This window comes from Streptomyces misionensis (assembly GCF_900104815.1).
Classification (GTDB): Bacteria; Actinomycetota; Actinomycetes; order Streptomycetales; family Streptomycetaceae; genus Streptomyces; species Streptomyces misionensis.
Genome location: NZ_FNTD01000004.1, coordinates 3,503,761 through 3,527,665 on the forward strand (window position 1 = coordinate 3,503,761; position 23,905 = coordinate 3,527,665).

A 23,905-nucleotide genomic window follows, 5' to 3' on the forward strand; every position below is an offset into this window, starting at 1 on the left:
CGGCGCCGAAACCATGACCGAAAACGCATCTCAAAAAATTCATGTGCGTAGGTATATTTCGGCGGGCGGTGCCCGTCCGCGCCGCTCCACGTCTCTCCCACGGTCCAAGGAGTCGGTACGTGCACGCTCTCGCCCTGGCTGACCGAACCCCGACCACGACCCGGCAGCACGCCACGCTCCGCCCCGCCGAGGTCGCCCACGCCGCCGCGGTGTCCGCCCGGTACGCCCGACAGGCCGACGAACAAGGCGGGTTGAGCGACGCGACGCTCGCCGCGCTGGACGTGGCCGGCTTCGCCCGGCACTTCTCCCCCGGCCGCCCGGACGGCGCCCACGGCACCTTCACCGAACTGTTCGACGCGGCCGTCGCCGTCGCCGAGGGCTGCCCCTCCGCTGCCTGGTGCGGCACCCTGTGGGCGGTCCACGCCCGCTACGCGGCCCGCCTGCCCGAAGAGGGCCGGGCCGAGATCTGGGCCCGCTCCCCCGGCACCAGGATCGCGGCGGCGATCCTGCCCCCGGCGGGCCGCGCCGAGCGCGCTCCGGGCGGCTGGCGGCTGACCGGCCGCTGGTCGATGGCGAGCGGCGCCGAGTGGTCCGACTGGCTGCTGCTGGCCGCCCCGGCCGGTGAACAGCCCGGCGCCGTACGGGCCTTCGCCGTGCCCCGTACGGCCGTCACCGTGCACGACACCTGGGACGGCACCGGGCTCAGGGCCACCGGCAGCCACGCCGTCAGCGTGCGGGAGGTCCTGGTACCCGAGCACCGCACGGCGCCGTTCGCCGCGCTGCTCGCCGGCTCGCCGGATCCGGGCCCCCGCTGCCACACCGTCCCGGCCCACCTGCCGGGCCCGCTGCTGTTCGCGGCGCCGGCCCTCGGCGCCGCCCGGCACGCCCTCGCCGCCTTCACCGAGCGGATGCCCGCGGCCTCCCCGGCCGACGGCGGAGCGGCCGACGCGCTCGCCCGCTCCGCCACGGAGATCGACTCCGTCGCGTTGCTGTGGCGCCGGGCCATCGGCCGGGCGGACGCGGGTCCCACCGACGCGGCGGCCGTCGCCCGCAACCGCCGGGACGCCGCCTACGGGGTGGAGACGCTGGTCACCGCCGTCGACCGGCTGCTGCGGGCCGGGGGCGGCGCGACCCGGGGCGGCACCGACCCCCTCCAGCGCTGCTGGCGGGACGTGCACACGGTCGCCGCGCACGGCGCCCTGCGCACTGGTGCCGCCGCGCAGGCCTATGCGGCGGTGACGGTGGGATGAGCGACGCGCGACCGGCCTATCTGGTCTTCAGCGACGTGGACGAGACGCTCATCAACGCCAAGAGCATGCTCGACTTCCTGGACGACTACTTCCCGGACCGCTACGGCCGCCGGGGCGCCCTGAAGGCCGCGCGGGTCCGTGCCGACCTGGCCCGCCTCCTGGCCCGGGGCGCCTCCCGGGCCGAGGCCAACCACCGCTTCTACCGGGCCTGGCGGGGCGAACCGGCCGCGGCGGTGCACGCCCGGGCGGCGCGGTGGTTCGCCGCCCGGGCGGCCGGCCCCGGCTTCTACGTCGAGCCGACGCTGGCCGCCCTGCGCGACCACGTGCGGCGCGGCGCGGACGTGGTGCTGGTCTCCGGCTCCTTCCCGGCCGTGCTCGCCCCGCTGGCCGAGCGGGTGGGCGCCCGCCGGGTGCTGTGCAGTACGCCCCGGGTGCACCGGGGCGTCTACACCGGCGCGCTCCTCGGCGGGCCCATGATCGGCGAGGCCAAGCGCGGGGCCGTCCGCGCGCTGCTGGCCGAGTACCCGGAGGTCCGCCCGGCCCACTGCTACGCCTACGGCGACCACGTCTCGGACCTGCCGATGCTGACGGAGGTGGGCCACCCGGTGCAGGTGGGCGACGACCCGGCGCTGCGCGCCCGCCTGACCGCCGCCTAGGAGGCGGGACCCCCGGGCCGCGCGGCCGGGTCCCGTCCCGTCAGCCGGGCGATCGCCGCGAGCGGGATGTGCATCCAGTCGGGGCGGTTGCGGCGTTCGTAGGCCGTCTCGTAGACCGCCTTGTCCAGGGTGTAGGCGCGCAGCAGCGCCTCCTGGGCGTGCGGGTCGGTGCCCGAGGTGTCGGCGTAGCCCCGGCAGAAGGCGCCGCGGCTCGCCCGCGCCCAGCCGGGGGCGGCGCCGTGGGCGGCCGCGTAGTCGAAGGAGCGCAGCATGCCGGCCACGTCGCGCAGCGGCGAGTGGCGTTCGGCCCGCAGGGACATCGCACAGGACGGCTCGCCCTCGAAGTCGATCACCGTCCAGCGGGTGCCGGTGCACAGCAGCTGCCCGAGGTGCAGATCGCCGTGGACCCGCTGGACGGTGGGCCCGGGCGGCAGGTCCGCGAGGTCCGCGTAGGCCGCGCGCAGGTCCTCGGCGTACGGCGCCAGTTCGGGCACGTGCGCAAGGGCCTGCTCCAGCCGGGTGCGGAAGGCCTCGCCCAGCTCCGTGCGGTGCTCCTCGTCCATCGGGCGGGAGCCGAGCCGCGCGGCCAGGTCCCGGTGCACCGCGGCCACCGCGCCGCCCATGGCGTACGCCTGCTCCGCGAAGTCCCGGCCCTCGCGCACGGCGGCCAGGGCGCGCGTCCAGCCGTCGGCGGCGCCGGGCAGGAAGCCCTGGACCACGGCGAGCGTGACCGGGCCGTCGGACAGTTCGGTCTCGACCGCGCCGTACAGCGGTGCGGTGTGCGGGTTGCCGGCGGCCCGCAGGGCGCGGGTCAGCTCCAGCTCGGGGTTGGTGCCGGTGTGCAGCTGGCGGAAGACCTTCAGCACGTAGCGCTCGTCGGCGACCACCGAGGTGTTGCTCTGCTCCACGCCGAGCGGCCGGCAGCCGGCCACCCGGCCGGGCGGCGGCCACGCGGCGCAGTGCGGCTCGCTGCGGAAGGCGAGCCGGGGATGCTCGCGCTCCCCGGCCACCAGGTGCAGCAGCTCCCGTACGAGCGTTTTGTCGCTCATGCCCTCGATGACGCTCTCGTCGTCCTGTACGGCGATGACGTGCCCGCCGTCCGGCGGCCGCGGCGCCGGGTGGACGGCGATGGGCACCTGGTAGAGCTGTCCGGGTCCGCCGTCGGCGTACTCCGCCTCCACCAGCAGGATCATCCCGTGCGAGGTGACCGCGCCGACCTCCGCGACGCGGGCCGTGCGCAGCGGCCGGTCCTTGCCGGCGTACCAGCGCTGGCCGGGCAGCCAGGCGGTGAGCGCCCGTTCCAGGCGCGCGGTGTCGATCGGGGGTGCGTCCGCGAGGGCGGCGTCGCTCACACCGGCCTCCGGTCCTCGTCGGGGCAGATGCAGAACCAGTAGAAGCCGTGCCCGCCGATGCTCAGCCGGTAGGGCGCGGACCCGATGACGGGGTAGCGGGCGCCGCCGCGCACCTCGACGGGGGTGATGCCCGCGTAGCCGCGCAGGTCGAGTTCGACGGGCTGCGGGTGGCGGGAGAGGTTGTTCACGCACAGCACCTGGGAGCGGGTGCCGTCGGGGGCCGTGTAGTGGCGGACGAACGCGAAGACGGCCGGGTTGTCGGCCTCGATCTCGGCGAACTCGCCGAGCCCGAAGGCGGCGTGCCGACGGCGGCCGGCGAGCATCTCCCGGGTCCAGTGCAGCAGCGAGGAGGGGGCCTCCAGCTGGCTCTCGACGTTGATGGTCTGGTAGCCGTACACCGGGTCCATGACCGCGGGCAGGGTCAGCCGGCCCGGGTCGGCCGTGGAGAACCCGGCGTTGCGGTCCGGGGTCCACTGCATCGGGGTGCGCACGCTGTCGCGGTCGCCGAGCCAGATGTTGTCGCCCATGCCGATCTCGTCGCCGTAGTAGAGGATCGGCGAGCCCGGCAGGGACAGCAGCAGCGCGGTGAACAGCTCCATCTGCTTGCGGTCGTTGTCGAGCAGCGGGGCGAGCCGGCGCCGGATGCCGATGTTGGCGCGCATCCGCGGGTCCTTGGCGTACTCCGCGTACATGTAGTCGCGTTCCTCGTCGGTGACCATCTCCAGGGTCAGCTCGTCGTGGTTGCGCAGGAAGATGCCCCACTGGCAGCCGGAGGGGATCTTGGGCGTGGAAGCGAGGATCTCCGAGACCGGGTAGCGCGAGCCCTGCCGCACCGCCATGAACAGGCGCGGCATCAGCGGGAAGTGGAAGGCCATGTGGCACTCGTCGCCGCCGCGCTCGTAGTCGCCGAAGTAGTCGACGACGTCCTCCGGCCACTGGTTGGCCTCCGCCAGCAGCACCCGGCCGGGGTACTCGGTGTCCACGAGGTGCCGGGCCCGCTTGAGGAAGGCGTGGGTGGCGGGCAGGTTCTCGCAGTTGGTGCCCTCCTGCGCGTACAGGTACGGCACCGCGTCCAGCCGGAACCCGTCGACGCCGAGGTCGAGCCAGTGGCGCAGGTGGCCGAGCATCTCCTCCTGCACCCGCGGGTTCTCGTAGTTGAGGTCCGGCTGGTGGGAGAAGAAGCGGTGGAAGTAGTACTGGCCGCGCACCGGGTCGTACGCCCAGTTGGACGTCTCGGTGTCGACGAAGATGATCCGGGCGTCCGGGTAGCCCTTGTCGTCGTCGGCCCACATGTAGTAGTCCCCGTAGGGCCCTTCGGGGTCCCTGCGCGACTCCTGGAACCACGGGTGCTGGTCGCTGGTGTGGTTCATGACCATGTCGATGATGACGCGGATGCCGCGGGCGTGCGCCTCCTGGAGGAGTTCCCGGAAGTCCTCGACGGTGCCGAACTCCGGCAGCACCTCGCGGTAGCCGGAGACGTCGTAACCGCCGTCCTTCAGCGGCGACTTGAAGAAGGGCGGCAGCCACAGGCAGTCCACGCCGAGCCACTGGAGGTAGTCCAGCTTGGCCCGCAGGCCCCGGATGTCGCCGACGCCGTCGCCGTCGCTGTCGTGGAAGGAGCGGACGAGCACCTCGTAGAAGACGGCCCGCTTGAACCAGTCGGGGGTGTGGTCGATGGTCACTTCTGGCTCCAGGTGAGGATGCGGGCGGGGGTCGAGAGGGGATCGGTGGTGACGGAGAACCGCGGGGTGAGGATGAGGCGTTCGCCCGTGACGGCGTCGGTGACCGGTCCGTCGGGGAGCCGCGGGCCCTCGGCGCCGAGGGTCACCGTCCCCTTCTCGGGGGCGTCCGGTGTCAGGCCGACCACGCACAGCACGGTGTCGCCGGTGGCCGGGTCGGTCTTGGAGTAGGCGATGAGGGCGTCGTTGTCCGTGGCGTGGAAGCGCAGGGTGCGCAACTGCTGGAGCGCGGGATGGGCGCGGCGCACGGAGTTGAGGAGGGTGAGCCACGGCTCCAGGGAGCGGCCGGCGGCCCGGGCTGCGGCCCAGTCGCGGGGACGCAGCTCGTACTTCTCCGAGCGGGCGTACTCCTCGCAGTCCCCGGTGGCGCGCAGCGGCTCGCCCTCGTACAGCTCGTACCCCGCGTACACGCCCCAGGACGGTGACAGCGTCGCGGCGAGCGCGGCCCGCACGGCGAACGCGCCGGGCTCCCCGGTCTGCAGGTGCACGGGCAGGATGTCCGGGGTGTTCACGAAGAAGTTGGGGCGCAGGAAGTCGCTGTCGGCGACCAGTTCCTCAAGGTATTCGGTGAGTTCCTGCTTTGTCTCGCGCCAGGTGAAGTAGGTGTACGACTGGGCGAATCCGCGGCGGGCCAGACCCTTGAGAACGGCCGGCCGGGTGAATGCCTCGGCGAGGAAGAAGACATCGGGGAATTCCCGGCCGATCTCGTCGATGAGACGGCTCCAGAACGCCACCGGTTTCGTGTGCGGATTGTCGACGCGGAAGATGCGCACACCGCGGTCGATCCACAGCCTTACGATGCGCAGGATTTCGGCGTAGAGGGATTCCGGGGCGTTGTCGAAGTCGAGGGGATAGATGTCTTGGTACTTCTTCGGCGGGTTCTCGGCATAGGCGATCGAACCGTCCGGGCGGTGGCTGAACCACTCCGGGTGCTCGGTCACCCAGGGGTGGTCGGGCGCGCACTGGAGCGCCAGGTCGAGCGCGACCTCCAGGCCGTGCGCGCGGGCCCGGGCGACGAAGTGGACGAAGTCCTCGACCGTGCCGAGGTCCGGGTGGACCGCGTCGTGGCCGCCGTCGGCGGAGCCGACCGCCCACGGTGAGCCGACGTCCCCGGGCGCGGCGGTCAGCGCGTTGTCGCGGCCCTTGCGGTGGACGGTGCCGATGGGGTGCACGGGCGGCAGATAGACCACGTCGAACCCCATGGCGGCGATCCTGGGCAGTTCCCGGACGGCGGTGCGCAGGGTGCCGTGCACGGGGGTGCCGTCGGCGCGCCGGCCGCCGGTGGAGCGCGGGAAGAACTCGTACCAACTGCCGTAGCGCGCACGTGGCCGGTCCACCCGCAGCCGCTGCACGGGCCCGTGCGTGACCAGTTCGCGCGGCGCGGCCCCGGCCATCGCCGCCTGCACGGAGCCGGACAGCGCGGCCTCGGCGCGCGCGGCGGGCGGGCGTCCGGCGGAACGCAGCGCGGCGGCGGCCGAGCGCAGCAGCCGGGCCGGGCCGGCCGGCTCCCCGGGCCGCTCGGCGCCGTCGCCCGCCGGGCCCGCGGCGCGGTCCAGCAGCCGGGCGCCCTCCTCCAGTTCGTTGTCCAGGTCGGTCAGGCCCGCGTCCAGCTTGGCGCGCAGCCCCGCGGTCCAGGTGGCCCACGGATCGCGCCACGCCACGACCTGGAAGGTCCAGGGGCCCGGCGCATCGGCCGCCACCGTCGCCGTCCACAGGTCCAGTCCCGGGTCCGCGAGACGCAGCGGCACCGTGCGCGGCGGTCCCGAAGGGCCGCGCAGCACCACCTCCGCCCCGAGGGCCCCGTGCCCCTCGTGCCACACCGTGGCCCGCACCGACACCGGTTCGCCCGTCACGGCCTTGGCGGGGAACGCCCCGCGGCCGACCGCCGGCCGTACGTCCTCGATTGCTATTCGACCGTCCAACGCTTCCTCCAGATGTGCGTCGGCAACTGCGGAATGAAGCGTTGCCCGGCGGTAATTCGGCCGACAAGGATTTCCTCGGCACCGCCCGCCGCAGAGGAAAGTTGGACGAGTCGCGGACCGGCCCCCACCAGGGCGGGCGGCTCGTCTACTGAGGCAAGTCCGCACAGTTGCCCGGCACCGGTCCGGGAGCGTTGCCGGGCCACTCGGCGTACGGCTTCACTGATCGATGTCACACCACGTCAGACGCACGGCAACCTTTTCCGAAGGAGAATTCCGTGTCCAAACGCATCCTCGTGGTGCTCTCCGAATACGGGTACTGGGGCGAGGAACTCGTCGGCCCGCTGGAGGCCTTCGACGCCCGCGGTTACCGCACCACGTTCATGACGCCCACCGGAAAGCGGGCACACGCGCTGCCGCCGAGCCTGGACTCCGAGTACGTCGACCCGCCGCTCGGCCGCTCGGTCACCACCCGGGACATGGCCCGCAAGGCGCGTGCCGTGGACGACTCCGACCGGCTCGACAACCCGCTGAGCCTGGCCGACCTGATCCCGGAGCGGCCCTACGACAGCGCCCTCAACCACCTGCGGGAGCTGGAGGAGTACCACCGCCGGCTGGCCTCCGCCACCGACGAGCTGGTCTCGGACTTCGACGCCCTGGTCATCGTCGGCGGCAGTGGTCCCATCGTGGACCTGGCCAACAACGAGCGGCTGCACGAGGTGGTGCTCGCCTTCGTCGCCGCCGACAAGCCGGTGCTGGCCGAGTGCTACGGCGTGGCGACCCTGGCCTTCGCCCGCGACTGGGAGTCCCGCCGCAGCCTGCTGTGGGGCAAGCACGTCACCGGCCACCCCAAGGAGTACGACTACAAGGACGGCACCGGCTTCCTCGGCGTCGAGTTCAACATGGGCCCGCCGCCGTACCCGCTGGAGTACATCCTGCGCGACGCCACCGGCCCGGACGGCGCCTTCCACGGCAACGTGGGCAAGGAGACCTCGGTGATCGTGGACTTCCCGTTCATCACCGCCCGGTCCACCCCGGACTCCTCGCTCTCCGGCGAACTCCTGGTCAAGGTCCTGGAGGAGGACCTGCGCCGCTACGGCTGGTAGCGCCCCGGCGTCCGCGCCCGGCCACATCCGCGTCCGGGGACGGGTCCCGCGGTGCTCCCGTCCCCGGACGCGAAGTCCCACCCCCCTGCACGAAGATCCCTCTCCCTCCCCTTGCAGAGGAGCCTCCTCATGCCCGCAAGGCCAGGCAAGGCCGCCCTGTTCGAGCAGCTCGCGGCCGACGGCATCACCCACATGTTCGGCAACCCCGGCACGGTCGAACAGGGTTTCCTCGACCTCACGGACTCCAGTGCCACCGAGTACGTACTCACCCTGCACGAGGGCGTCGCGGTCGCCATGGCCGACGGCTACGCCCGCGCCGCGCAGCGCCCGGCCGTGGTCCAGCTGCACAGCGGGGTGGGCCTCGGCAACGGCATCGGCCTGCTCTACCAGGCCAAGAGGGGCGGCTCCCCGCTGGTCACGCTGGTGGGCGAGGCCGGCGTGCGCTACGACGCGATGGACGCGCAGATGGCCGCCGACCTCGTCGCGATGGCGGAGCCGGTCACCAAGTACGCCACCCGCGTGGTGGACCCCGGCTCGGTGCTCCGGGTGCTGCGCCGGGCCGTGAAGATCGCCATGACCCCGCCGCGCGGACCGGTCCTGGTGGTGCTGCCGGCCGATGTGCTGGACCAGATCACCACCGAGGACGCGGTGCCCACGGTGGTGCCCTCCACCCGCACCGCGGCCGAACCGTCCGAGGTCGCGCGGGCCGCACAGCTGCTGCGGGAGGGCGAGCACCCGCTGATCCTGATGGGCGACGGCGTCGCCGCGTCCGGAGCGCAGCGCGAACTGACCGACGTGGCCGAGCTGCTGGGCGCCCCGGTGTGGGGGGTGAACCACTCCGAGGTGAACATGGACACCACGCACCCGCTGTACGCGGGCCAGCTGGGCCACATGTTCGGCGAGGACAGCGCGGCCGTCGTGCGGGACGCCGACAGCGTGCTGATCGTGGGCACGTACGTGTTCCCCGAGGTGTTCCCTCGGCTGGACAACCCCTTCCGCAAGGACGCCCGGATCGTGCACGTCGACCTGGACTCCTACGAGATCGCCAAGAACCATCCCGTCGACCTGGGCCTGGCGGCCGACCCGAAGCCCACGCTGGCGGCGCTCGCCGCCGAGCTGCGCGCCCGCGGCGCGGTGCCGGCGGCGGTCCCGCCCCGGCCGGCCCCGGCCGCGGCGCCGGACACGCCGATGGAGCACTTCGCCCGCGAACTGGCGCGGCAGGCGCCGGAGCACCTCGCCTACTTCGACGAGGCGCTGACCGCCTCGGGTCCGCTGGCGCGGCACCTGCCGCCCCGGGTGCCCGGCCGGTTCCTCCAGACCCGCGGCGGCTCGCTCGGCGTCGGCATCCCCGGCGCGCTGGGCATGAAGCTGGCCCGCCCGGACCTGAAGGTGATCGGCTTCACCGGCGACGGCGGCAGCATGTACACCATCCAGGCGCTGTGGACGGCGGCCCGCCACCGCATCGGCGCGGGCTTCGTGATCTGCAACAACCGCCGCTACCGGCTCCTCGACCTGAACATCGAGCAGTACTGGCGCGAGCAGGGCCTCGAACCGCACGCCCATCCGGCGGCGTTCGACCTGTCCCACCCCGACATCCGCTTCGCCGACCTGGCCCGCTCCCTCGGTGTCGAGGGCATGCGGGTGGAGCGGCCCGAGCAGGTCGAGTGCGCGGTGCGCCGCCTGCTCACCCACGACGGGCCGTTCCTGGTGGACCTGATCACCGAGTAGCTCTCCAGCCCTTTCGAGAAGAACCGGGACATCGCATGGGAACCGTCATACCCCTCAAGACCGGAAGGCTCTCCGGCAAGCGCATCGGCATCCTGCTGGAGGCCGACTACGTCGAGGACGAACTCGCCTACTACCAGCGGCGCTTCGCGGAGGAGGGCGCCGAGGTGAGCCTGCTCACCCGGCTGTGGGGGCAGCCCTCGCTCACCTTCGCCGGCCACGAGTACCAGGCGCCGCTGACCGTCGACGGCGACCTGGAGGAGCTTGACTACCACGAACTGCTGCACTTCGCCGCGCTGATCGTGCCCTCGGGCGGGGTCGCCGACCGGCTGCGCTACAGCGAGGACGTCGACGCCGTACCGCCCGCGCTGGAGCTGATGCGCCGCGCCTTCCGGCTGCCGTCACTGGTGAAGGCGTTCTCCTGCCACGGGCTGCAACTGCTGTCGGCTGCACCGGAGTTGATCCGGGGCCGTCCGGTCACCTGCCACAACAACATCGTCGCGGACGTCCGCAACATGGGCGGGATCTACGTCAACCAGGACGTCGCCGTCGACCGCGACCTGATCAGCACCCGCACGGTCGACCACTGCCACCTGCTGGCCCGGACCGTGATCGAACGGCTGTCCCTGCCCAGCGACGTCATCGCCGCCTGAGGCCGGCACCGGACCCCGCAGCAGACCCAGGAGGCCGCCATGCCCGCCGAAGTGCCCTTCTCCTTCTCCGACACCACCGCCGGCTATGTCACCGGGCGCCAGGGCGGACGTCGGTTCACCGTCAAGACCCTCGACGACCGCGAGGTCGCCGTCCACCTCACCGACACCACGTCCGCGCAGCTGCTGCGCAATCTGCAGGAGCCGTACCACGACGTCACCGGCCGCATCGACGAGCTGCTGGTGCCCGGCGCGTTCGTCTTCTCCTACGGTCCCGTCTACCCCGACCCGGACGGCCTGTACTTCCAGGCGGACAAGCTCGTCTTCACCGCCGAGACCCCCGCCGGACACCCCTACGAGGAGGCCGGCTGGTGGACCGAGCAGCTGCGCCGGCTCGCCCGGTTCTACCGCCGGTCCCAGTTCGGTGACGGGCCCGTCGACTTCGCCGACTACCGCACCGAGATCCGCGCCAGCGGCCACAAGACCGAGCAGCACACCCAGGAGACCGACACCATCTCCCGCCTCGTCTACGGCATGGCGAGCGCCTACGCGCTCACCGGCGACGAGGACTTCCTGGAGGTCGCCGAGCGCGGTTCGCAGTACCTGCACGACCACATGCTCTTCCGCGACGAGGCGGAGAACCTCGTGTACTGGTACCACGGCGTCGACGTCTCCGGGACCCGCGAACGCAAGCTGTTCGCCTCGGAGTTCGGCGACGACTACCGGGCCATCCCCGCCTACGAGCAGATCTACGCGCTGGTCGGGCTCGCCCAGACGTACCGGCTCACCGGCAACCCGGTGATCCGCCGGGACATGGAGGACACCGTCGCCCTGTTCGAACGGTTCTTCCGGGACCGGCGGCTGGGCGGCTACTACTCGCACATCGACCCGGTGTCGCTGAGCCCGCACGACGACGCCCTCGGCCCCAACCACTCGCGCAAGAACTGGAACTCGGTCGGCGACCACGCCCCCGCCTATCTGATCAACCTCTACCTGGCGACCGGCGACGAGCGCTTCCGGCGGATGCTGGAGCACACCTTCGACATGATCGTCACGTACATGCCGGACCGCACGCCCGGCGGCAGCCCCTTCGTCAACGAGCGCTTCCACGCGGACTGGACACCCGACCACACCTGGGGCTGGCAGCAGAACCGGGCGGTCGTCGGGCACAACCTGAAGATCGCCTGGAACCTGACCCGGATGGCGGGCACCCTGCCCAAGCGGGAGTACCGGCAGCTGGCCGACCAGCTCGCCCGGAGCATGCCCGCGGTGGGCCGCGACGGACAGCGCGGCGGCTGGTACGACGTGCTCCAGCGGGAGGCGGAGAACGGCCGGCACGCCTTCGTCTGGCACGACCGCAAGACCTGGTGGCAGCAGGAGCAGGCGATCCTCGCCTACCTGATCCTGGCGGGGCACACCGGCGACGAGGAGTTCCTGCGGCACGCCCGGGAGGCCTCCGCCTTCTACAACGCCTTCTTCCTCGACCACGACGAGGGCGGGGTGCACTTCACGGTGCTGGCGCAGGGACTGCCCTTCGCGGTCGGCAACGAGCGGCTCAAGGGCAGCCACGCGATGGCCATGTACCACAAGGCCGAGCTGTGCTACCTCGCCGAGGTCTACCTGCGGCTGCTGATCCACCGCGAGCCGCTGGACCTGTGGTTCGCGCCGCGCCCGGACGCCGACTTCGACGGCGGACTGCTGCGGGTGGCTCCGGACATCCTGCCGCCCGGCCGGGTCGTCCTGGACCACGTCACCGTGGACGGCGCGCCCCACGCCGACTTCGACGCGGAGGCGATGACCGTCCGGCTGCCGAGGAGCGAGCACCGGCTCCGGGTGAAGGCCCGGCTGACGCCCGTGGAGCGCACGTGACCGGGACGGACGTGCCGGACACGGGCCGGACCGGCGCGGACGTGACGGCGGCGGGCGTGACGGCGGCGGGCGTGCACCCGGCCGCGCTGCGCCTGTCGGTGCTGCCCGGTGATCCGCTGCGCTTCGGCGCACGGGTCACCGGCCGCGGGGTCACCTTCACCGTGTACGGCGCGGACGCCGACCGCATGTGGCTGGTGCTGCTGGACGCGGGCACGGGCACGCCGCTGGCCGAGGTGCCCTTCCCGGAGGCGTTCCGGTGCGGGCACGTGTTCACCATGACCGTCGCCGGTCTCGACCCGGCCGCCGTGCACTACGCCTACCGCTCGGAGTCCGCGGCCGGCGGGCTGCCCGAGGGCTGGGCGAAGGGGCCGCTGCTGCTCGACCCGTACGCGGTCTCCCTGGCCGGCGGCGAGACATGGGGGCGGCGCCCGGCGTACCGGTGCCGGATCGCCGCGGACGACGGCTTCGACTGGCAGGGCGTGACCCGGCCGCGCATCCCGCGCGAGGAACTGGTCGTCTACGAGCTGCACGTGCGCGGCTTCACCCGGCACCCCTCGTCGGGGGTCGCGCACCCGGGCACGTACGCCGGCCTGGCCGAGAAGATCCCCTACCTGCGGGAGCTGGGCGTCAACTGCGTCGAGCTGATGCCGGTGTTCGAGTTCGACGACACCGACAACCCGTTCAGCGACCCCGCCACGGGCCGGCCGCTGCCGAACTACTGGGGCTACCACCCGGTGTCGTTCTTCGCGCCGAAGGCCGCCTACGCCGCCGACCGGTACGGGGACGGCCCGGCGCGGGAGCTGAAGACGCTGGTGCGGGAGCTGCACCGGGCGGGCATCGAGGTGATCCTCGACGTGGTCTACAACCACACCGGCGAGGGCGGCCGGCAGGGGCCCGTGCTGGGCTGGCGCGGCCTGGACGAGGACGCCGCGTACGTGCGCGCCGCCGACGGCGCCTACGCCAACCTGACCGGGACCGGCAACACGGTCAACGCCAACCATCCGCGCACCCGCCGGATGATCCTGGACAGCCTGCGGCACTGGGCGAGCGAGTACCGCGTGGACGGCTTCCGCTTCGACATGGCCCCGATCCTGGCGCGCGGCCCGGGCGGCGCCCCGCTGGACGTGCCGCCGCTGCTGGAGGCGATCGCCGCCGACCCGGTGCTGGCCGACCGGAAGCTGATCGCCGAGCCGTTCGACGCGGCCGGGCTGGACCTGCTGGGCCGCTTCCCGCGCTGGGGCCGCTGGATGGAGTGGAACACCCGCTTCCAGCACACGGTGCGGCGCGCCCTGGCCGGACGCCCCGAGGCCGTCGGCGACCTGGCGGAACGGCTGGCCGGCTCGCCCGACCTGTACGCCGGGTACGGCACGGCCGCGAGCGTCAACCTCGTCGCCTGCCACGACGGCCTGCCGCTGGCCGACTGGACGGCCTACGAGCGGCGGCACAACGAGGCCAACGGGCAGGGCAACACCGACGGCCCGCCCGACGACTCCGCGTTCAACGCCGGGCACGAGGGCCCCACCGACGACCCGGCCGTGCGCGCGCTGCGGGACCGACTGGTGCGCGGGGCGCTGCTGCTGCTCCTCACCGCGCAGGGGGTGCCCATGCTGCTCGCGGGCGACGAGTGCGGACGCACCCAGCGCGGCAACAACAACGCCTACTGCCAGGACAACGAGGTCAGCTGGCTCGACTGGGCGGCCGCCGCGCGGCACACCGGCCTGACCGGCCTCGTCCGGGCGGCGCTGGCCTTCCGCCGCGCGCACCCGGCGCTGACCCGGCCGGACCATCCGCGCCGCCGCTTCGGCACCACCCGCGACGGAGTGGTCGTCCACCTCGCCCACGCGCCCGGCGACCACGTCCTGGTCGCCGTCAACTGCCGTGCCCAGGACGGCAAGGCGGAGCTGCCGGACGCCCCCGAGGGCACCCGGTGGCACCTGTTCGCCGACACCGGGCTGCCTCCGGGGCGGGAGCTCGCCCCCGCTCCCGGCCCCGTCGGGGACCGGCTGCCGCTGGCCGCGCACGCGGTCGCCGTACTCGCGGCCCGGCCCCTCTCCTCATCGACCGATCTCACGGAAAGGTACTGACATGGCGTTCGACGCCTATCTCGGCTACAGCGGCTCCACCGTCACCGTGCACCTGAGCGGTGACCTCGCCGACCGGCACGTGCCGTCCCTGCGCCGGCTGATCGACCAGGCGCTCCAGCGGCCGGTGAGCGTGCTGGTGCTGCGGATGCGGGAGCTGACCTCGCTGTCCCCGGGCGGGGTGCGCTGCCTGGCGTTCGCGCAGCAGCGGATGGCGCGCGGCGCGGAGATCGTGCTGGACGGGGCGAGCGAGGACGTGCTGCGCGTGCTGCGGGCGGGCGGCTTCGACCGGGCCGTCACGGTCACGGAGGAACTGCCCGACTTCGACGAGCGGGCCGCCGCATGAGGGCCGTGCTGATGGCGGGCGGCCAGGGCTCCCGGCTGCGCCCGCTGACCGAGCACCTGCCGAAGCCGCTGCTGCCGGTGGGCGGGCGCCCGATCATGGAGCACGTGCTGCGCCTGCTGCGCCGGCACGGCATCGAGGAGACCGTGGTCACCGTCCACTACCTGGCCGAGCTGATCGAGCGGGAGTACGGCGACGGCACCCGGCTCGGGATGTCGCTGTCCTACGTCCACGAGGACCGGCCACTGGGCACCGCGGGCAGCGTCAAGGCCGCCGAGGGGCTGCTGGGCGGGGAGCCGTTCCTGGTGATCTCCGGGGACGCCCTGACCGACGTCGACCTGACCGAGCTGGTGCGGCGGCACCACGAGCGGCGGGCGCTGGTCACGGTGTGCCTGACCGAGGTGGCCGACCCGAGCCAGTTCGGCATCGCCACGCTCGGCCCGGACGGGCGCGTCGAGCGGTTCCTGGAGAAGCCGGGGCCGGGCGAGGCGTTCTCCCGCACCGCGAGCACCGGCATCTACGTGATGCAGCCGGAGGTCCTGCGGTACGTGAGCGGGACCGGGCCGGCCGACTGGGCCCGGGACGTCTTCCCGCGGCTGCTCGCCGAGGGCCTCCCGGTGTACGGCCATGTCGCGGAGGGCTACTGGGAGGACGTCGGCACGCACGCGGCGTACGCCCGGGCGCAGCAGGACGTGGCCCGCGGCCTGGTGGACGTCGGCGACGCCGAGCCCGTGGCCGCCTGATCCCCGTCCGCCGCGGACGACAGGGGAGACCGGAACCGTCCCGGTCTCCCCTTCGTCGTGCGTCCGCGCCGCCGCTACAGGTCCGCGACCCGCGCGGCCACCTCGGCGAGGCGTGCGCGCGCCGCCGGGTCCTGCACGTCCGGCAGCGAGGTGACGACGTACTCGGCGCCCTGCGCGGCCAGGTCGGCGCAGCGGCGGACCGCGCGCTCCACCGAACCGTCCTCGCCCGACACCGGCAGCCGGCTGAGCACCGACTTGGTGAGCGAGCCGAAGTCCCGGCCCTCCTTCTCGCACAGCTCGCGCAGCAGCCGCAGCTTGTCCGGCAGGTCCGGCCCGTCGGGCAGGTTGCAGGCGTCGGCGTACCGGGCCACCAGCGGCAGCGTGCGCCGCTCCCCTCCCCCGCCGACCAGGATCCGCGGATGCGGACGGCTCAGCGGGGCGGGCGAGTTGAGGGGCCGCTCCAGGTGGTGGCGCTCGCTGCGGTAGGGGCCGGTGTCGCCGGACCACATGTGGTGGGCGATCCGCAGTGTGTCCTCCAGCTCGGCGAACCGCTCCCTCAGCGCCGGGAAGGGCAGGCCGAGGCCGCGGGCCTCCTCCTCGAACCAGCCGGCGCCCACGCCGAGCCAGGCGCGGCCCCCGGAGAGCACGTCGAGGGTGGTGACCGTCTTCACCAGCACGGCCGGACGGCGGTGCGTGACGCCCGTGACGAGGGTGCCGAGGGTGATCCGCCGGGTGACCGCGGCGGCGTAGGCCAGCAGCGAGTAGGCCTCCGGCATCTCCAGCTCGGGCGGGCCGTTGAGGCCGATCTGGAAGAAGTGGTCCATGACCCACAGCCCGGCGATGCCGCCCTCGTCGGCGTCCCGGGCGATGTCCGAGAAGGTCTCCGCGAGCTTCTCCGGCCCGCCGGGCCAGGTGAAGCGGGAGACGGTCAGTCCGATGCGCACGCGGTGGTGCTCCTTTCCGTTGGGTGCCGGCACGCGGGGCGCCGGCGCATGCCAAGAGCCGGTGCGGGGCCCTGGTGGGCTCCGCACCGGCGGGTGGTCCGGCCGCTGTGGTGGATCACAGGCCGGGCGACCCCGGCATGGGGGTGATCTTGTCGACGCTGTACTCCCGGATCTTGGGCCGGCCGTTCTCCAGCACCACGGTCCAGGTCTGGTCGGCGTCGAAGCCCTTCCACACGCTGTGCGCGGCCGGCGGGTTCCAGGTCTTCGTCTGCCAGTTGACGGTCAGCGAGATCTCGGCCTCGGTCGCCGAGATCCGCCGCACCTCCGTGCGGGTCAGCTCGTGGGTCTCGTCGAAGAACAGGTTGAGGACGTTGTCGTACCAGGTGCGGAAGTCGTCCAGGTTGCGCACGGTGATCTCCGGGAAGACCATGCGCAGCCCCTGCGAGGCCAGGAAGGGCGTGACCTCCTCCAGCGTGTCGTGCCGGTCGAGGGCGCGGAACCACTCGGTGGCGACGTCGATCACGTCCTGCGCGGTGAGTTCGGTCTTCTCCTGTGCCACGGTCATCTGAATTCTCCTCGGGATGTGTCCGGTGAGTTTCTTTCCGGGATTTCAGTGGAAGAGCCGGGAATCCGGTTCGAAGCCCTGCGACCGGCAGTAGCGCACGTACTGGTCGAGGTAGTAGTAGCAGTCGTGCTGGTCGATCAGCTGGTCCTTGTCGTCGAGGAAGCGCATGACGCCGTTCATGATGAAGAGCGTCGTCATTCCCTCCGGGTCGTCCGTGGTGAGCGTGTGGACGTCGCCCGGCGGCTCGAAGACGAAGGTGCCGGGCCGCGCCACCCAGTCGTGCTCCGGGTAGTACCAGGAGCCCTGCAAGGTGTACGCGGACACCGGGCCGGTGTGCTGGTGGCGGCTGATGACGCCGGCGCCCTTGACCCGGGTGATGACCACCCACATGCCGGTGCTCAGGTCGAACCGGAGCGGCTTCCAGGACGCCCGCTCGTCGAAGGGGACCCAGGTCTGGTCCTCCTCGGCGATGGCGATGTCCGGCGGGCCGAACTCCTTGATGGTTTCCAGAATGTTCTCCGGAACGGCGGCGACGTGCATCCGGATCCCCTTTCCATAAAGGCGGGCTGACGAACTCCATAAAACTCCGGACGCGCGGGCCGCGCCATCATTCTCCGTTTCCCCGAGGAGACTTGGGGCAGTCGGCAAAGAATTCCCGGAAAAGCTCCGGGAATTCTCGCCGACCGCCCCGCCCGCTCAGTTCGCCGCGGCCTGCTGCCGGGGCCGCAGCCACCACAGCAGCGCCCCGGAGACCAGTGCGAGGGCGCACAGCAGCCACAGGGTGTCCTGGAACGCGGAGCCGTAGGTGCCGTCGCTGCGCAGGGCGTTGAAGATGCCGCCGACGACGGTGTAGCCGAGGGCGTTGGCGATCTGCGTGGCGGTGAGCAGTCCGCCGGAGGCCGCGCCGGCGTCCTCCTGGGCCACCCCGCCGAGCACGAGGCCGATCAGCGAGGGCGCGATCAGGCCCTGCCCCAGACCGCACAGCAGCAGCCCCGGAGTGACCAGTGCCGCCTGGTGGGCGGCCGAGCCGGAGCCCACGGGCAGCCGGACCAGCACCAGGCCCGCGGCCATCACCACGGCGGCCAGCACGAGCACCGCGCTGCCCCAGCGCGCCACCAGCTTCTTGCCCTGCAACGAGGCCAGCGCGAAGGCCGCGCCCAGCGGCAGGAACACCACACCGGAGGCCAGCGGGGACAGCTTCAGACCGTCCTGGAGGAAGTAGGACAGGATCAGGAACAGGCCGGCGTTGCCGCTGTAGAACACCAGCGCCGTCGGCAGGCCCTTGGCGAAGCCGGGGTGCCCGAACAGCCGCGGCGGCAGCAGCGCGTGCCCGGCGTCCGAGACCCGGGCGATGCGCCGCTCCCACAGCATGAACAGCGCGAAGCACACCACGGCCCCGGCCAGCGCGCCCCAGCCCCAGGCCGGCCAGCCGTTGTCGGCGCCGACGACCAGCGGCCACAGCAACAGCAGCAGGGCGGCGGCGAGCAGCAGGACGCCGAGGTAGTCGATGCGGGCCCGGCTGCTGCCGCGCACCTCGCGCACCGAGGCGGCGGCGCCGAGCGCGGCGATCACGGTGACCGGCACGTTCACCAGGAACACGGAGCGCCAGTCCCAGCCGGCCAGGTCCAGCTTGATCAGCGCACCGCCGACGATCTGGCCCGCGATGGAGCCGAGGCCGATCGTGGCGCCGTACAGGCCGAGCGCCTTGGCGCGTTCCTCGGCCGGGAAGACCACCTGGAGGATGGCGAGCACCTGCGGCAGCATCAGCGCCGCGGCCAGGCCCTGGACGACGCGGAACGCGATGAGCGCGGCAGCACTGGGCGCCACCGCGCACAGGAGCGAGGTGGCGCCGAAGGCGATGAGCCCGATGAGGAACACCCGGCGGCGTCCCAGGGCGTCGCCGATGCGCCCGCCGGTGACCAGACCCACCGCGTACGCCAGGACGTACCCGGCGACGACGAACTGGATCTGGCTGAAGGAGGCGCCGAGCGAGGACTGGATGGACGGCGCCGCCACGTTCACGATGAACACGTCGAGCATGCCCATGAACGTGGCGAGCAGCAGCATCCCGAGGGCCAGCCACCGCTTGGGATCGGGCAGTTGCCCGCCGCCGGACTCACCGGCGGCGGGCACGGACCGTTGGGTGGAGTCGGTCGTACTCATGGATTCCTCTCTGGAACACGGGGCCGCACCTCGGCCCGGGGCCGCGGCACGGCCGGTGCGGTGGCCGGGGACCGGCCGAACTTGCGCATCGCCGGGATCTCCACGGCCCGGTACAGCAGCCAGGAGCCCAGCAGGGCGAGTGCGAACGCGGCGGCGGTGAGGGCGAGCGCCTGCGGCAGCGCCCAGCCGCGCCCGTACCCGAGCAGGTGGTGTCCGTAGATGAGCACCAGGCGGTGCACCATGTAGAACGCGAAGGAGACCTCGCCCAGCCAGACGAAGGTCCGCCCGGACAGCGCGCTGCCGCGCCCGTCGGCGTCGCGGCGGGCGAGCGCGCCGATCAGCAGCGTCAGCGGGATGACGGTGGCGGCGGCCTGCGCGTACAGCACGGGCAGGTGCAGCGCGAGCACGTACCCGGCGGCGAGCAGCGGCAGCGCGGCGCTCGCCGGGACGCGCACCCAGCGGCCGGCCATGACGAGCCGGGCCGCGGCCATGCCGAGCAGGAACTCCACTGAGCGCGTGAGGGGGAAGGCGTAGACGAACCAGTACCGCGCCTCGCCGATGGGCGCGAACGGCAGCTGCGGCCGCTCGGGCAGCAGCCCGGCCAGCGCCGGCAGCAGCAGGACGACGGCGGTGCAGACGCCCACGACCGCCCACAGCCGGCGGCTGTCCAGGCGCAGCAGGGCGCGGTGCAGCAGCGGGAAGGACAGGTAGAACAGCAGCTCGCAGGAGAGCGACCAGCTGACCGGGTTGCCGGTCATGAAGATGCGCGCGTCCGGCGACCAGCTCTGCAGCAGGAGCAGGTTGGGCAGCCAGGAGGAGGGGTCGGTGAGCGCGGGGGGCGCCTGGTAGGCGCTGACGACGACGCCGGTGCTCCAGGTGACGACGGCGACCAGGACGAAGGTGGCCAGGTGGTTGGGGTAGATCTTGGCGACGCGGCGGCGCCAGAAGGTGCGCGCGCGCTGGCCGGGCCGGGCCGACCAGGTCAGCACGAAGCCGCTGAGCACGAAGAAGAAGGAGACGCCGACGGCTCCGGCGGCCGACGCCCAGTACCGCAGGGCCTTGTCGACGCCGGGATCGGCGAAGACACCCTCACGTGAGAGGTGGTAGGCGAAGACGCCGAGGGCCGCCAGAAAGCGGGCGCCGGTGAGCGAGGGCAGCCGGGACTGACCCGCTGCCGCGGGTGGTCGCTCGGTGCCGGCCTTCTCGAGCATGGGAACCCCTTCGGGTGAGGCGGACTGGTGTCCGGCGGTCGAGGTGGAGGGGTGGTGCTGAGGGGTGGGTCTGTCGCGGTGCTGGGGGGGCGGCGTCCGTGCCCGGCCACGTGACGTCCGCAACCGAGAAAACGCCCGCGGGGCACGGTTCACCAAGCCGGCCCGGGCAATCCGATGCGACTGGTCCAAGTCCCGTCAGTGACCCCGGGGTTGGGGCGTGCGGGGGCCGGTTCGGGCGCCCCGTGGTGAGGTGATCGGGCGTACGCCCCGACCGAACACGACACCGACGCGGAGGGCTCATGTCGAACAAGCGGACGCTGCACCCGGAGTCCGAACACCCCGGTGCCGCCGAGCAGGCGCTGCACCGGGCGGTGCGGGAGGGCGACCTGCCCGGCGCCGCGGACGCGCTGTACGCCGGCGCGGATCCGAACGCCCGGGACCCGCTGGGCTACCCCGCCCTGAGCCGGGCGGCGGCGCTGGGCCGGACCCAGCTGACCGAGCTGCTGCTGACCGCGGGCGCGGACCCGCTGCTGCCGGACGTCCGAATGGGAACCTCCCCGCTGCACAAGGCGGCGCAGGGCGGCTGCGTCGACGTCGTGCGGCTGCTGCTGGACCACGGGGCGTTCGTGGACGCGCAGGCGCCGACCACCGGGCACACGCCGTTGATCGACGCGGTCTGGTACAAGCATCCGCCGGTCGTGGAGCTGCTGCTGGCCCGGGGCGCGAACCCCGATGTGCGGGCGCACGCCGGGTACCGGGCGGACGAGCTGGGCCCGCTGGTGTGCGAGGAGGACCAGTCGGTGTACGTCCGCCTGATCGAGGCGGCCCGGGCCCGCCGCGCGCGGGCGGCCGGGGCCGCGCTGCGGCTGGCGGCGCTGTCCGGGGACGCGGCCGGGGTCCGCGCGGCGCTCGCCGCGGGCGCCGACGCCGACGTGAAGGCGCCCGACGGCCACACCGCGCTGCTCGACGCCTCCCGCGAGGGGCACCTCGCGGTGGTGGCGGCGCTGCTCGCGCACGGCGCCGACCCGACGGTGGTCGACCACCTGATGAAGGCGACGCCCGCGCACAAGGCGGCGTACATGGGCCGCCCCGAGGTGATGCGGGAACTGGTCGAGGACGGCCGGGTGGAGCTGGACGCCCAGGGCCCCTACAACGGCTACACCGCGCTGCACGACGCCGTGTGGCACGGCCACACCGAGACGGTCCGCGTGCTCCTGGAGGCGGGCGTGCGCACCGACCTGGCCGGCTGGGACGGGCTGACTCCGCTCGGCATGGCCCGCCGGTACGGCTACGACGACATCGTGGCGCTGCTGGAGAAGGCCGAGCGGGCTCCCGAGGGGGCGTAGGGCCCGGTCGGCCGCGGGGAACTGCCCAAGTCGCGGCGGGAGCGGGCACCTCCCTTGTTTAATTCCAACAAGACGGTATGTTTTTTGGGGCTCCCGCACCCTTCGACTCCGGCCCCCGGGCCGCCTGACGACTTACGGAGTCACGCATGGCGAAGCAGCCACGTGCCCTGCGTACCTATGAACAGGTCCTGAACGCCGCCGCGCAGGAGTTCGCACAACACGGGTACGCGGAAGCCAATCTCCAGCGCATCGCCGAGCGCACCGGAATGACCAAGGGAGCCCTCTACGGCCACTTCCCCTCGAAGCGGGCGCTCGCGACGGCGCTCGTGGACCATCTGGAGGCGGCCACCGACCACTTGCTCGGCGGCGCCTGCGCGGAGTGCGGCCCGCCGCTGGACCGGCTGCGGTCCCTGCTGCTGGCGCTGGCCGTGCGCATCCGCCGTGACGTGCGCATGAGGGCGGCCCTGCGCCTGGTGACCGAGACCGCCCAGGGCGCCGCCAAGCCGCCCCGGCTGATGGACGGTGTGCACGAGCGCGCCCTGGAACTGGTGCTCAGCGCCCAGCAGGCCGGTCAGGTGGACCCCGCCCTGCCGCCGGAGCCGGTGGCCGATCTCGTCGTGGTGGTGCTGTTCGGCGCCCACTGCACGGACTACGCCCGCGACGGCGGGGACCTGCCGACCCGGCTCGGCGTCCTGTGGGACATCCTCGTCCGCGCCCTGCCGCCCACGCGAACGGCGGCGTAGGGCACGGGGGTTGGCGTGGCACCCCGGGGCGGGCCGGTATCCGGAGACGAGACGGCACCCGGAAGCGGGCCGGCGCCCGACCGGCCAGGAGGGCGCGGGCCGGGAAGGTCGGCGAGGCCCGGCTCCGGAGAGGACCGCACACCGCGGCCGGCGCGACCCCGCGCGACCCCGCGCGGCCCGTCGCGACCGGTCTGGCCGGCGGCAGCCGAGCCCCTCGGGGCGCGCCGGCCGAACCCCTCCGCGACCCCGGCCGAACTCCCTCAAGGAGCCGCCTCCGAACGCCTGTCAGGGCGCGCCCGCCCGGCCCGGTGCCGCGCCGGGCGGCACCGGGCCGGGAGCGGTTCAGACGAGTTGCAGCACCGGCTCGGCGGCGCGCGCGGCCACCCGCGCCGGGGCCCAGTTCAACACCGCCTCGGCGATGCGCCGTTCACCCTGGACGGCGCTGACGACGAGTTCGCGGGTGCCGTCGTTCGCGGACTCGGCCCGCGTCACGGACAGCCGGGTCGGCATGTCCAGCTCACCGAAGGCCAGGCAGTCCACCCGCGCGCCGACGAGGCCGTAGAGCGTGTCGTCCGGGGCGCCCCGCCCGCGCTCGTGGACGTAGAGGTGCCCGAGCTGGCGGAAGCCCTCCAGCATCACGGCCTGCGGGATGTGATCGGTGGGGTGGTCGAACAGGATCGCGTGGTTCAGATCGAGTCTCAGCCACCATTCACCGGGGCCGCCCCCGGGCGCGAGCACGCAGTCCTTGGCGCGCAGCCGGCCCACGCGGTGCGGCATCAGCCGCGCCGCCTCCGGCTGCCCGGACGGCCCGGCCGCGGGCCGCTCCACCCGGCGGCGCAGCAGCTGGTACCGCCGTTCGTCCACCACACAGGCCTCGATGTGGCCGCGCCCGCACCGCACGCCGTCCACCGACAGCGCCATCTCCAGCCGTACGTCGTACCGCTTGGGTGCCCGGCTGCCGTCGTAGTCCCAGGTGGTCTCCAGGACCACCGGGACGGGCGCGCCCTTGACCCGCAGCGGCTCCCGGTCCCAGATCTCGAAGCCGGTGTTCTGGCCGACGAAACGGTGGCCGAGCGGTATGCCGAGCCGGCCGTGCCCCACGTACAGCAGGGTCTGGCGGATGGACTCGGCGAACAGCAGCGGATCGCTGGTGCCGTCCGCGTCGGGGTGGTACAGCGCGTGGTCCCGGGGCCACTGGGCGGCGACCAGGAGACGGTCGGGCCCGTCCGCGGCCGCGTCGGTGAGGAAGACTTCGGCGACGGAGGCGCGGTGGACGAGGGTGCGTGGGATAGCCTGTGCGTAGTGGAGTGCCTGCGTGGACGCGACGGCCCCTGCGGAAAAGGCCGAGGTGGCCGTCAAGGGACTTGCTGTCGCGGACGTACGCTGGCGCATCATGGTCCCCCTGGAAGAAGAAGGTTGACTCCGAGAAGCCCGAAGGCACAGATCAACTTCGCTGAAGAAAATATACCGTTGAGAAGGTATTTAGCAAGCAGTCGTTTC

Annotated in this window: 19 protein-coding genes and 1 pseudogene; 11 read left to right on the forward strand and 9 right to left on the reverse strand. The window is 73.1% G+C overall.

The window, feature by feature from the left end; translation table 11 throughout:
- The first annotated feature begins 119 nt into the window (after window positions 1–119).
- Complete coding sequence (locus BLW85_RS17515; protein ID WP_244174870.1) at window positions 120–1,250, forward strand: acyl-CoA dehydrogenase family protein; 1,131 nt, start codon at window positions 120–122, stop codon at window positions 1,248–1,250.
- Window positions 1,247–1,906 (forward strand): HAD-IB family hydrolase, encoded by a 660-nt coding sequence (locus tag BLW85_RS17520; RefSeq protein WP_074992543.1) that lies wholly within the window; start codon window positions 1,247–1,249, stop codon window positions 1,904–1,906. Before BLW85_RS17515 ends, BLW85_RS17520 begins: the two co-directional genes overlap by 4 nt.
- On the opposite strand, the gene BLW85_RS17525 is transcribed toward BLW85_RS17520, so the two are convergent.
- Genes BLW85_RS17525 through BLW85_RS17535 form a run of 3 tightly spaced genes read right to left on the reverse strand, consistent with a single transcriptional unit; the run spans window position 1,903 to window position 6,919 of the window.
- Window positions 1,903–3,258: a maltokinase N-terminal cap-like domain-containing protein gene (locus BLW85_RS17525; RefSeq protein ID WP_074992544.1), complete on the reverse strand. Its 1,356-nt coding sequence runs from the start codon at window positions 3,256–3,258 to the stop codon at window positions 1,903–1,905. The genes BLW85_RS17520 and BLW85_RS17525 overlap by 4 nt on opposite strands.
- A complete protein-coding gene (gene treS / locus BLW85_RS17530) occupies window positions 3,255–4,940 on the reverse strand; it encodes a maltose alpha-D-glucosyltransferase (protein WP_403422049.1) in 1,686 nt (561 codons plus the stop codon). Before treS ends, BLW85_RS17525 begins: the two co-directional genes overlap by 4 nt.
- The gene (locus BLW85_RS17535; RefSeq protein WP_074992545.1) at window positions 4,937–6,919 is read right to left on the reverse strand and encodes a maltotransferase domain-containing protein; all 1,983 of its coding nucleotides are present in this window, start codon (window positions 6,917–6,919) and stop codon (window positions 4,937–4,939) included. The genes treS and BLW85_RS17535 overlap by 4 nt, the downstream gene beginning before the upstream one ends.
- Window positions 6,920–7,194: 275 nt before the next feature.
- On the opposite strand from BLW85_RS17535, the gene BLW85_RS17540 reads away from it, so the two are divergent.
- The 7 genes and pseudogenes from BLW85_RS17540 to BLW85_RS17570 form a co-directional block, all read left to right on the forward strand.
- The gene (locus tag BLW85_RS17540) at window positions 7,195–8,022 is read left to right on the forward strand and encodes a type 1 glutamine amidotransferase domain-containing protein (protein WP_070023780.1); all 828 of its coding nucleotides are present in this window, start codon (window positions 7,195–7,197) and stop codon (window positions 8,020–8,022) included.
- A 129-nt stretch (window positions 8,023–8,151) separates the two neighbouring features.
- Window positions 8,152–9,750 carry a thiamine pyrophosphate-binding protein gene (locus tag BLW85_RS17545; RefSeq protein WP_070023781.1) on the forward strand — a complete coding sequence of 533 codons (1,599 nt, stop codon included), beginning with the start codon at window positions 8,152–8,154 and terminating at the stop codon, window positions 9,748–9,750.
- A 35-nt stretch (window positions 9,751–9,785) separates the two neighbouring features.
- Window positions 9,786–10,400, forward strand: a complete 615-nt coding sequence (locus BLW85_RS17550) for a DJ-1/PfpI family protein (RefSeq protein ID WP_070023782.1) — start codon at window positions 9,786–9,788, stop codon at window positions 10,398–10,400.
- Between the two features lie 39 nt (window positions 10,401–10,439).
- Window positions 10,440–12,266, forward strand: coding sequence for an AGE family epimerase/isomerase (locus BLW85_RS17555; protein WP_074992546.1), 1,827 nt, complete (start codon window positions 10,440–10,442; stop codon window positions 12,264–12,266).
- Window positions 12,263–14,350, forward strand: coding sequence for a glycogen debranching protein (locus BLW85_RS17560; protein WP_244174871.1), 2,088 nt, complete (start codon window positions 12,263–12,265; stop codon window positions 14,348–14,350). The genes BLW85_RS17555 and BLW85_RS17560 overlap by 4 nt, the downstream gene beginning before the upstream one ends.
- A 1-nt stretch (window position 14,351) precedes the next feature.
- Window positions 14,352–14,693, forward strand: coding sequence for an STAS domain-containing protein (locus BLW85_RS17565; RefSeq protein ID WP_070023784.1), 342 nt, complete (start codon window positions 14,352–14,354; stop codon window positions 14,691–14,693).
- Window positions 14,690–15,406 (forward strand): annotated as a pseudogene (locus BLW85_RS17570) (nucleotidyltransferase family protein); the annotation flags it as partial. The gene BLW85_RS17565 and the pseudogene BLW85_RS17570, both read left to right, overlap by 4 nt.
- A gap of 101 nt (window positions 15,407–15,507) precedes the next feature.
- Here BLW85_RS17570 and BLW85_RS17575 read toward each other — a convergent pair.
- From BLW85_RS17575 to BLW85_RS17595, 5 genes are all read right to left on the reverse strand, one after another.
- Window positions 15,508–16,377, reverse strand: coding sequence for a TIGR03560 family F420-dependent LLM class oxidoreductase (locus BLW85_RS17575; RefSeq protein WP_074992547.1), 870 nt, complete (start codon window positions 16,375–16,377; stop codon window positions 15,508–15,510).
- Window positions 16,378–16,492: 115 nt separating this feature from the next.
- Entirely contained in the window at window positions 16,493–16,942 is a 450-nt protein-coding gene (locus tag BLW85_RS17580; protein ID WP_070023787.1) for a hypothetical protein, read from the reverse strand.
- A gap of 45 nt (window positions 16,943–16,987) precedes the next feature.
- Window positions 16,988–17,482 (reverse strand): 2,4'-dihydroxyacetophenone dioxygenase family protein, encoded by a 495-nt coding sequence (locus BLW85_RS17585; protein ID WP_070023788.1) that lies wholly within the window; start codon window positions 17,480–17,482, stop codon window positions 16,988–16,990.
- Between the two features lie 156 nt (window positions 17,483–17,638).
- On the reverse strand, window positions 17,639–19,105 hold the full coding sequence (locus BLW85_RS17590) for an MFS transporter (protein ID WP_079172356.1): 1,467 nt from the start codon (window positions 19,103–19,105) through the stop codon (window positions 17,639–17,641).
- The gene (locus BLW85_RS17595; RefSeq protein ID WP_074992548.1) at window positions 19,102–20,316 is read right to left on the reverse strand and encodes an acyltransferase family protein; all 1,215 of its coding nucleotides are present in this window, start codon (window positions 20,314–20,316) and stop codon (window positions 19,102–19,104) included. The genes BLW85_RS17590 and BLW85_RS17595 overlap by 4 nt, the downstream gene beginning before the upstream one ends.
- Window positions 20,317–20,615: 299 nt before the next feature.
- On the opposite strand from BLW85_RS17595, the gene BLW85_RS17600 reads away from it, so the two are divergent.
- Together BLW85_RS17600 and BLW85_RS17605 are read left to right on the forward strand one after the other, a co-directional pair.
- Window positions 20,616–21,662, forward strand: coding sequence for an ankyrin repeat domain-containing protein (locus BLW85_RS17600; RefSeq protein ID WP_079172357.1), 1,047 nt, complete (start codon window positions 20,616–20,618; stop codon window positions 21,660–21,662).
- A gap of 146 nt (window positions 21,663–21,808) precedes the next feature.
- A complete protein-coding gene (locus tag BLW85_RS17605; RefSeq protein ID WP_070023790.1) occupies window positions 21,809–22,405 on the forward strand; it encodes a TetR/AcrR family transcriptional regulator in 597 nt (198 codons plus the stop codon).
- A gap of 342 nt (window positions 22,406–22,747) precedes the next feature.
- On the opposite strand, the gene BLW85_RS17610 is transcribed toward BLW85_RS17605, so the two are convergent.
- Window positions 22,748–23,764: a ScbA/BarX family gamma-butyrolactone biosynthesis protein gene (locus BLW85_RS17610; protein WP_244174872.1), complete on the reverse strand. Its 1,017-nt coding sequence runs from the start codon at window positions 23,762–23,764 to the stop codon at window positions 22,748–22,750.
- Between the last annotated feature and the right edge of the window lie 141 nt (window positions 23,765–23,905).

Bases quoted from the DNA above. Each gene is read 5' to 3' on its own strand.
- BLW85_RS17520 (WP_074992543.1), top strand. From the start codon at position 1,247: ATGAGCGACGCGCGACCGGCCTATCTGGTCTTCAGCGACGTGGACGAG.
- BLW85_RS17545 (WP_070023781.1), top strand. From the start codon at position 8,152: ATGCCCGCAAGGCCAGGCAAGGCCGCCCTGTTCGAGCAGCTCGCGGCC.
- BLW85_RS17550 (WP_070023782.1), top strand. From the start codon at position 9,786: ATGGGAACCGTCATACCCCTCAAGACCGGAAGGCTCTCCGGCAAGCGC.
- BLW85_RS17555 (WP_074992546.1), top strand. From the start codon at position 10,440: ATGCCCGCCGAAGTGCCCTTCTCCTTCTCCGACACCACCGCCGGCTAT.
- BLW85_RS17565 (WP_070023784.1), top strand. From the start codon at position 14,352: ATGGCGTTCGACGCCTATCTCGGCTACAGCGGCTCCACCGTCACCGTG.
- BLW85_RS17580 (WP_070023787.1), bottom strand. From the start codon at position 16,942: ATGACCGTGGCACAGGAGAAGACCGAACTCACCGCGCAGGACGTGATC.
- BLW85_RS17585 (WP_070023788.1), bottom strand. From the start codon at position 17,482: ATGCACGTCGCCGCCGTTCCGGAGAACATTCTGGAAACCATCAAGGAG.
- BLW85_RS17590 (WP_079172356.1), bottom strand. From the start codon at position 19,105: ATGAGTACGACCGACTCCACCCAACGGTCCGTGCCCGCCGCCGGTGAG.
- BLW85_RS17595 (WP_074992548.1), bottom strand. From the start codon at position 20,316: ATGCTCGAGAAGGCCGGCACCGAGCGACCACCCGCGGCAGCGGGTCAG.
- BLW85_RS17600 (WP_079172357.1), top strand. From the start codon at position 20,616: ATGTCGAACAAGCGGACGCTGCACCCGGAGTCCGAACACCCCGGTGCC.
- BLW85_RS17605 (WP_070023790.1), top strand. From the start codon at position 21,809: ATGGCGAAGCAGCCACGTGCCCTGCGTACCTATGAACAGGTCCTGAAC.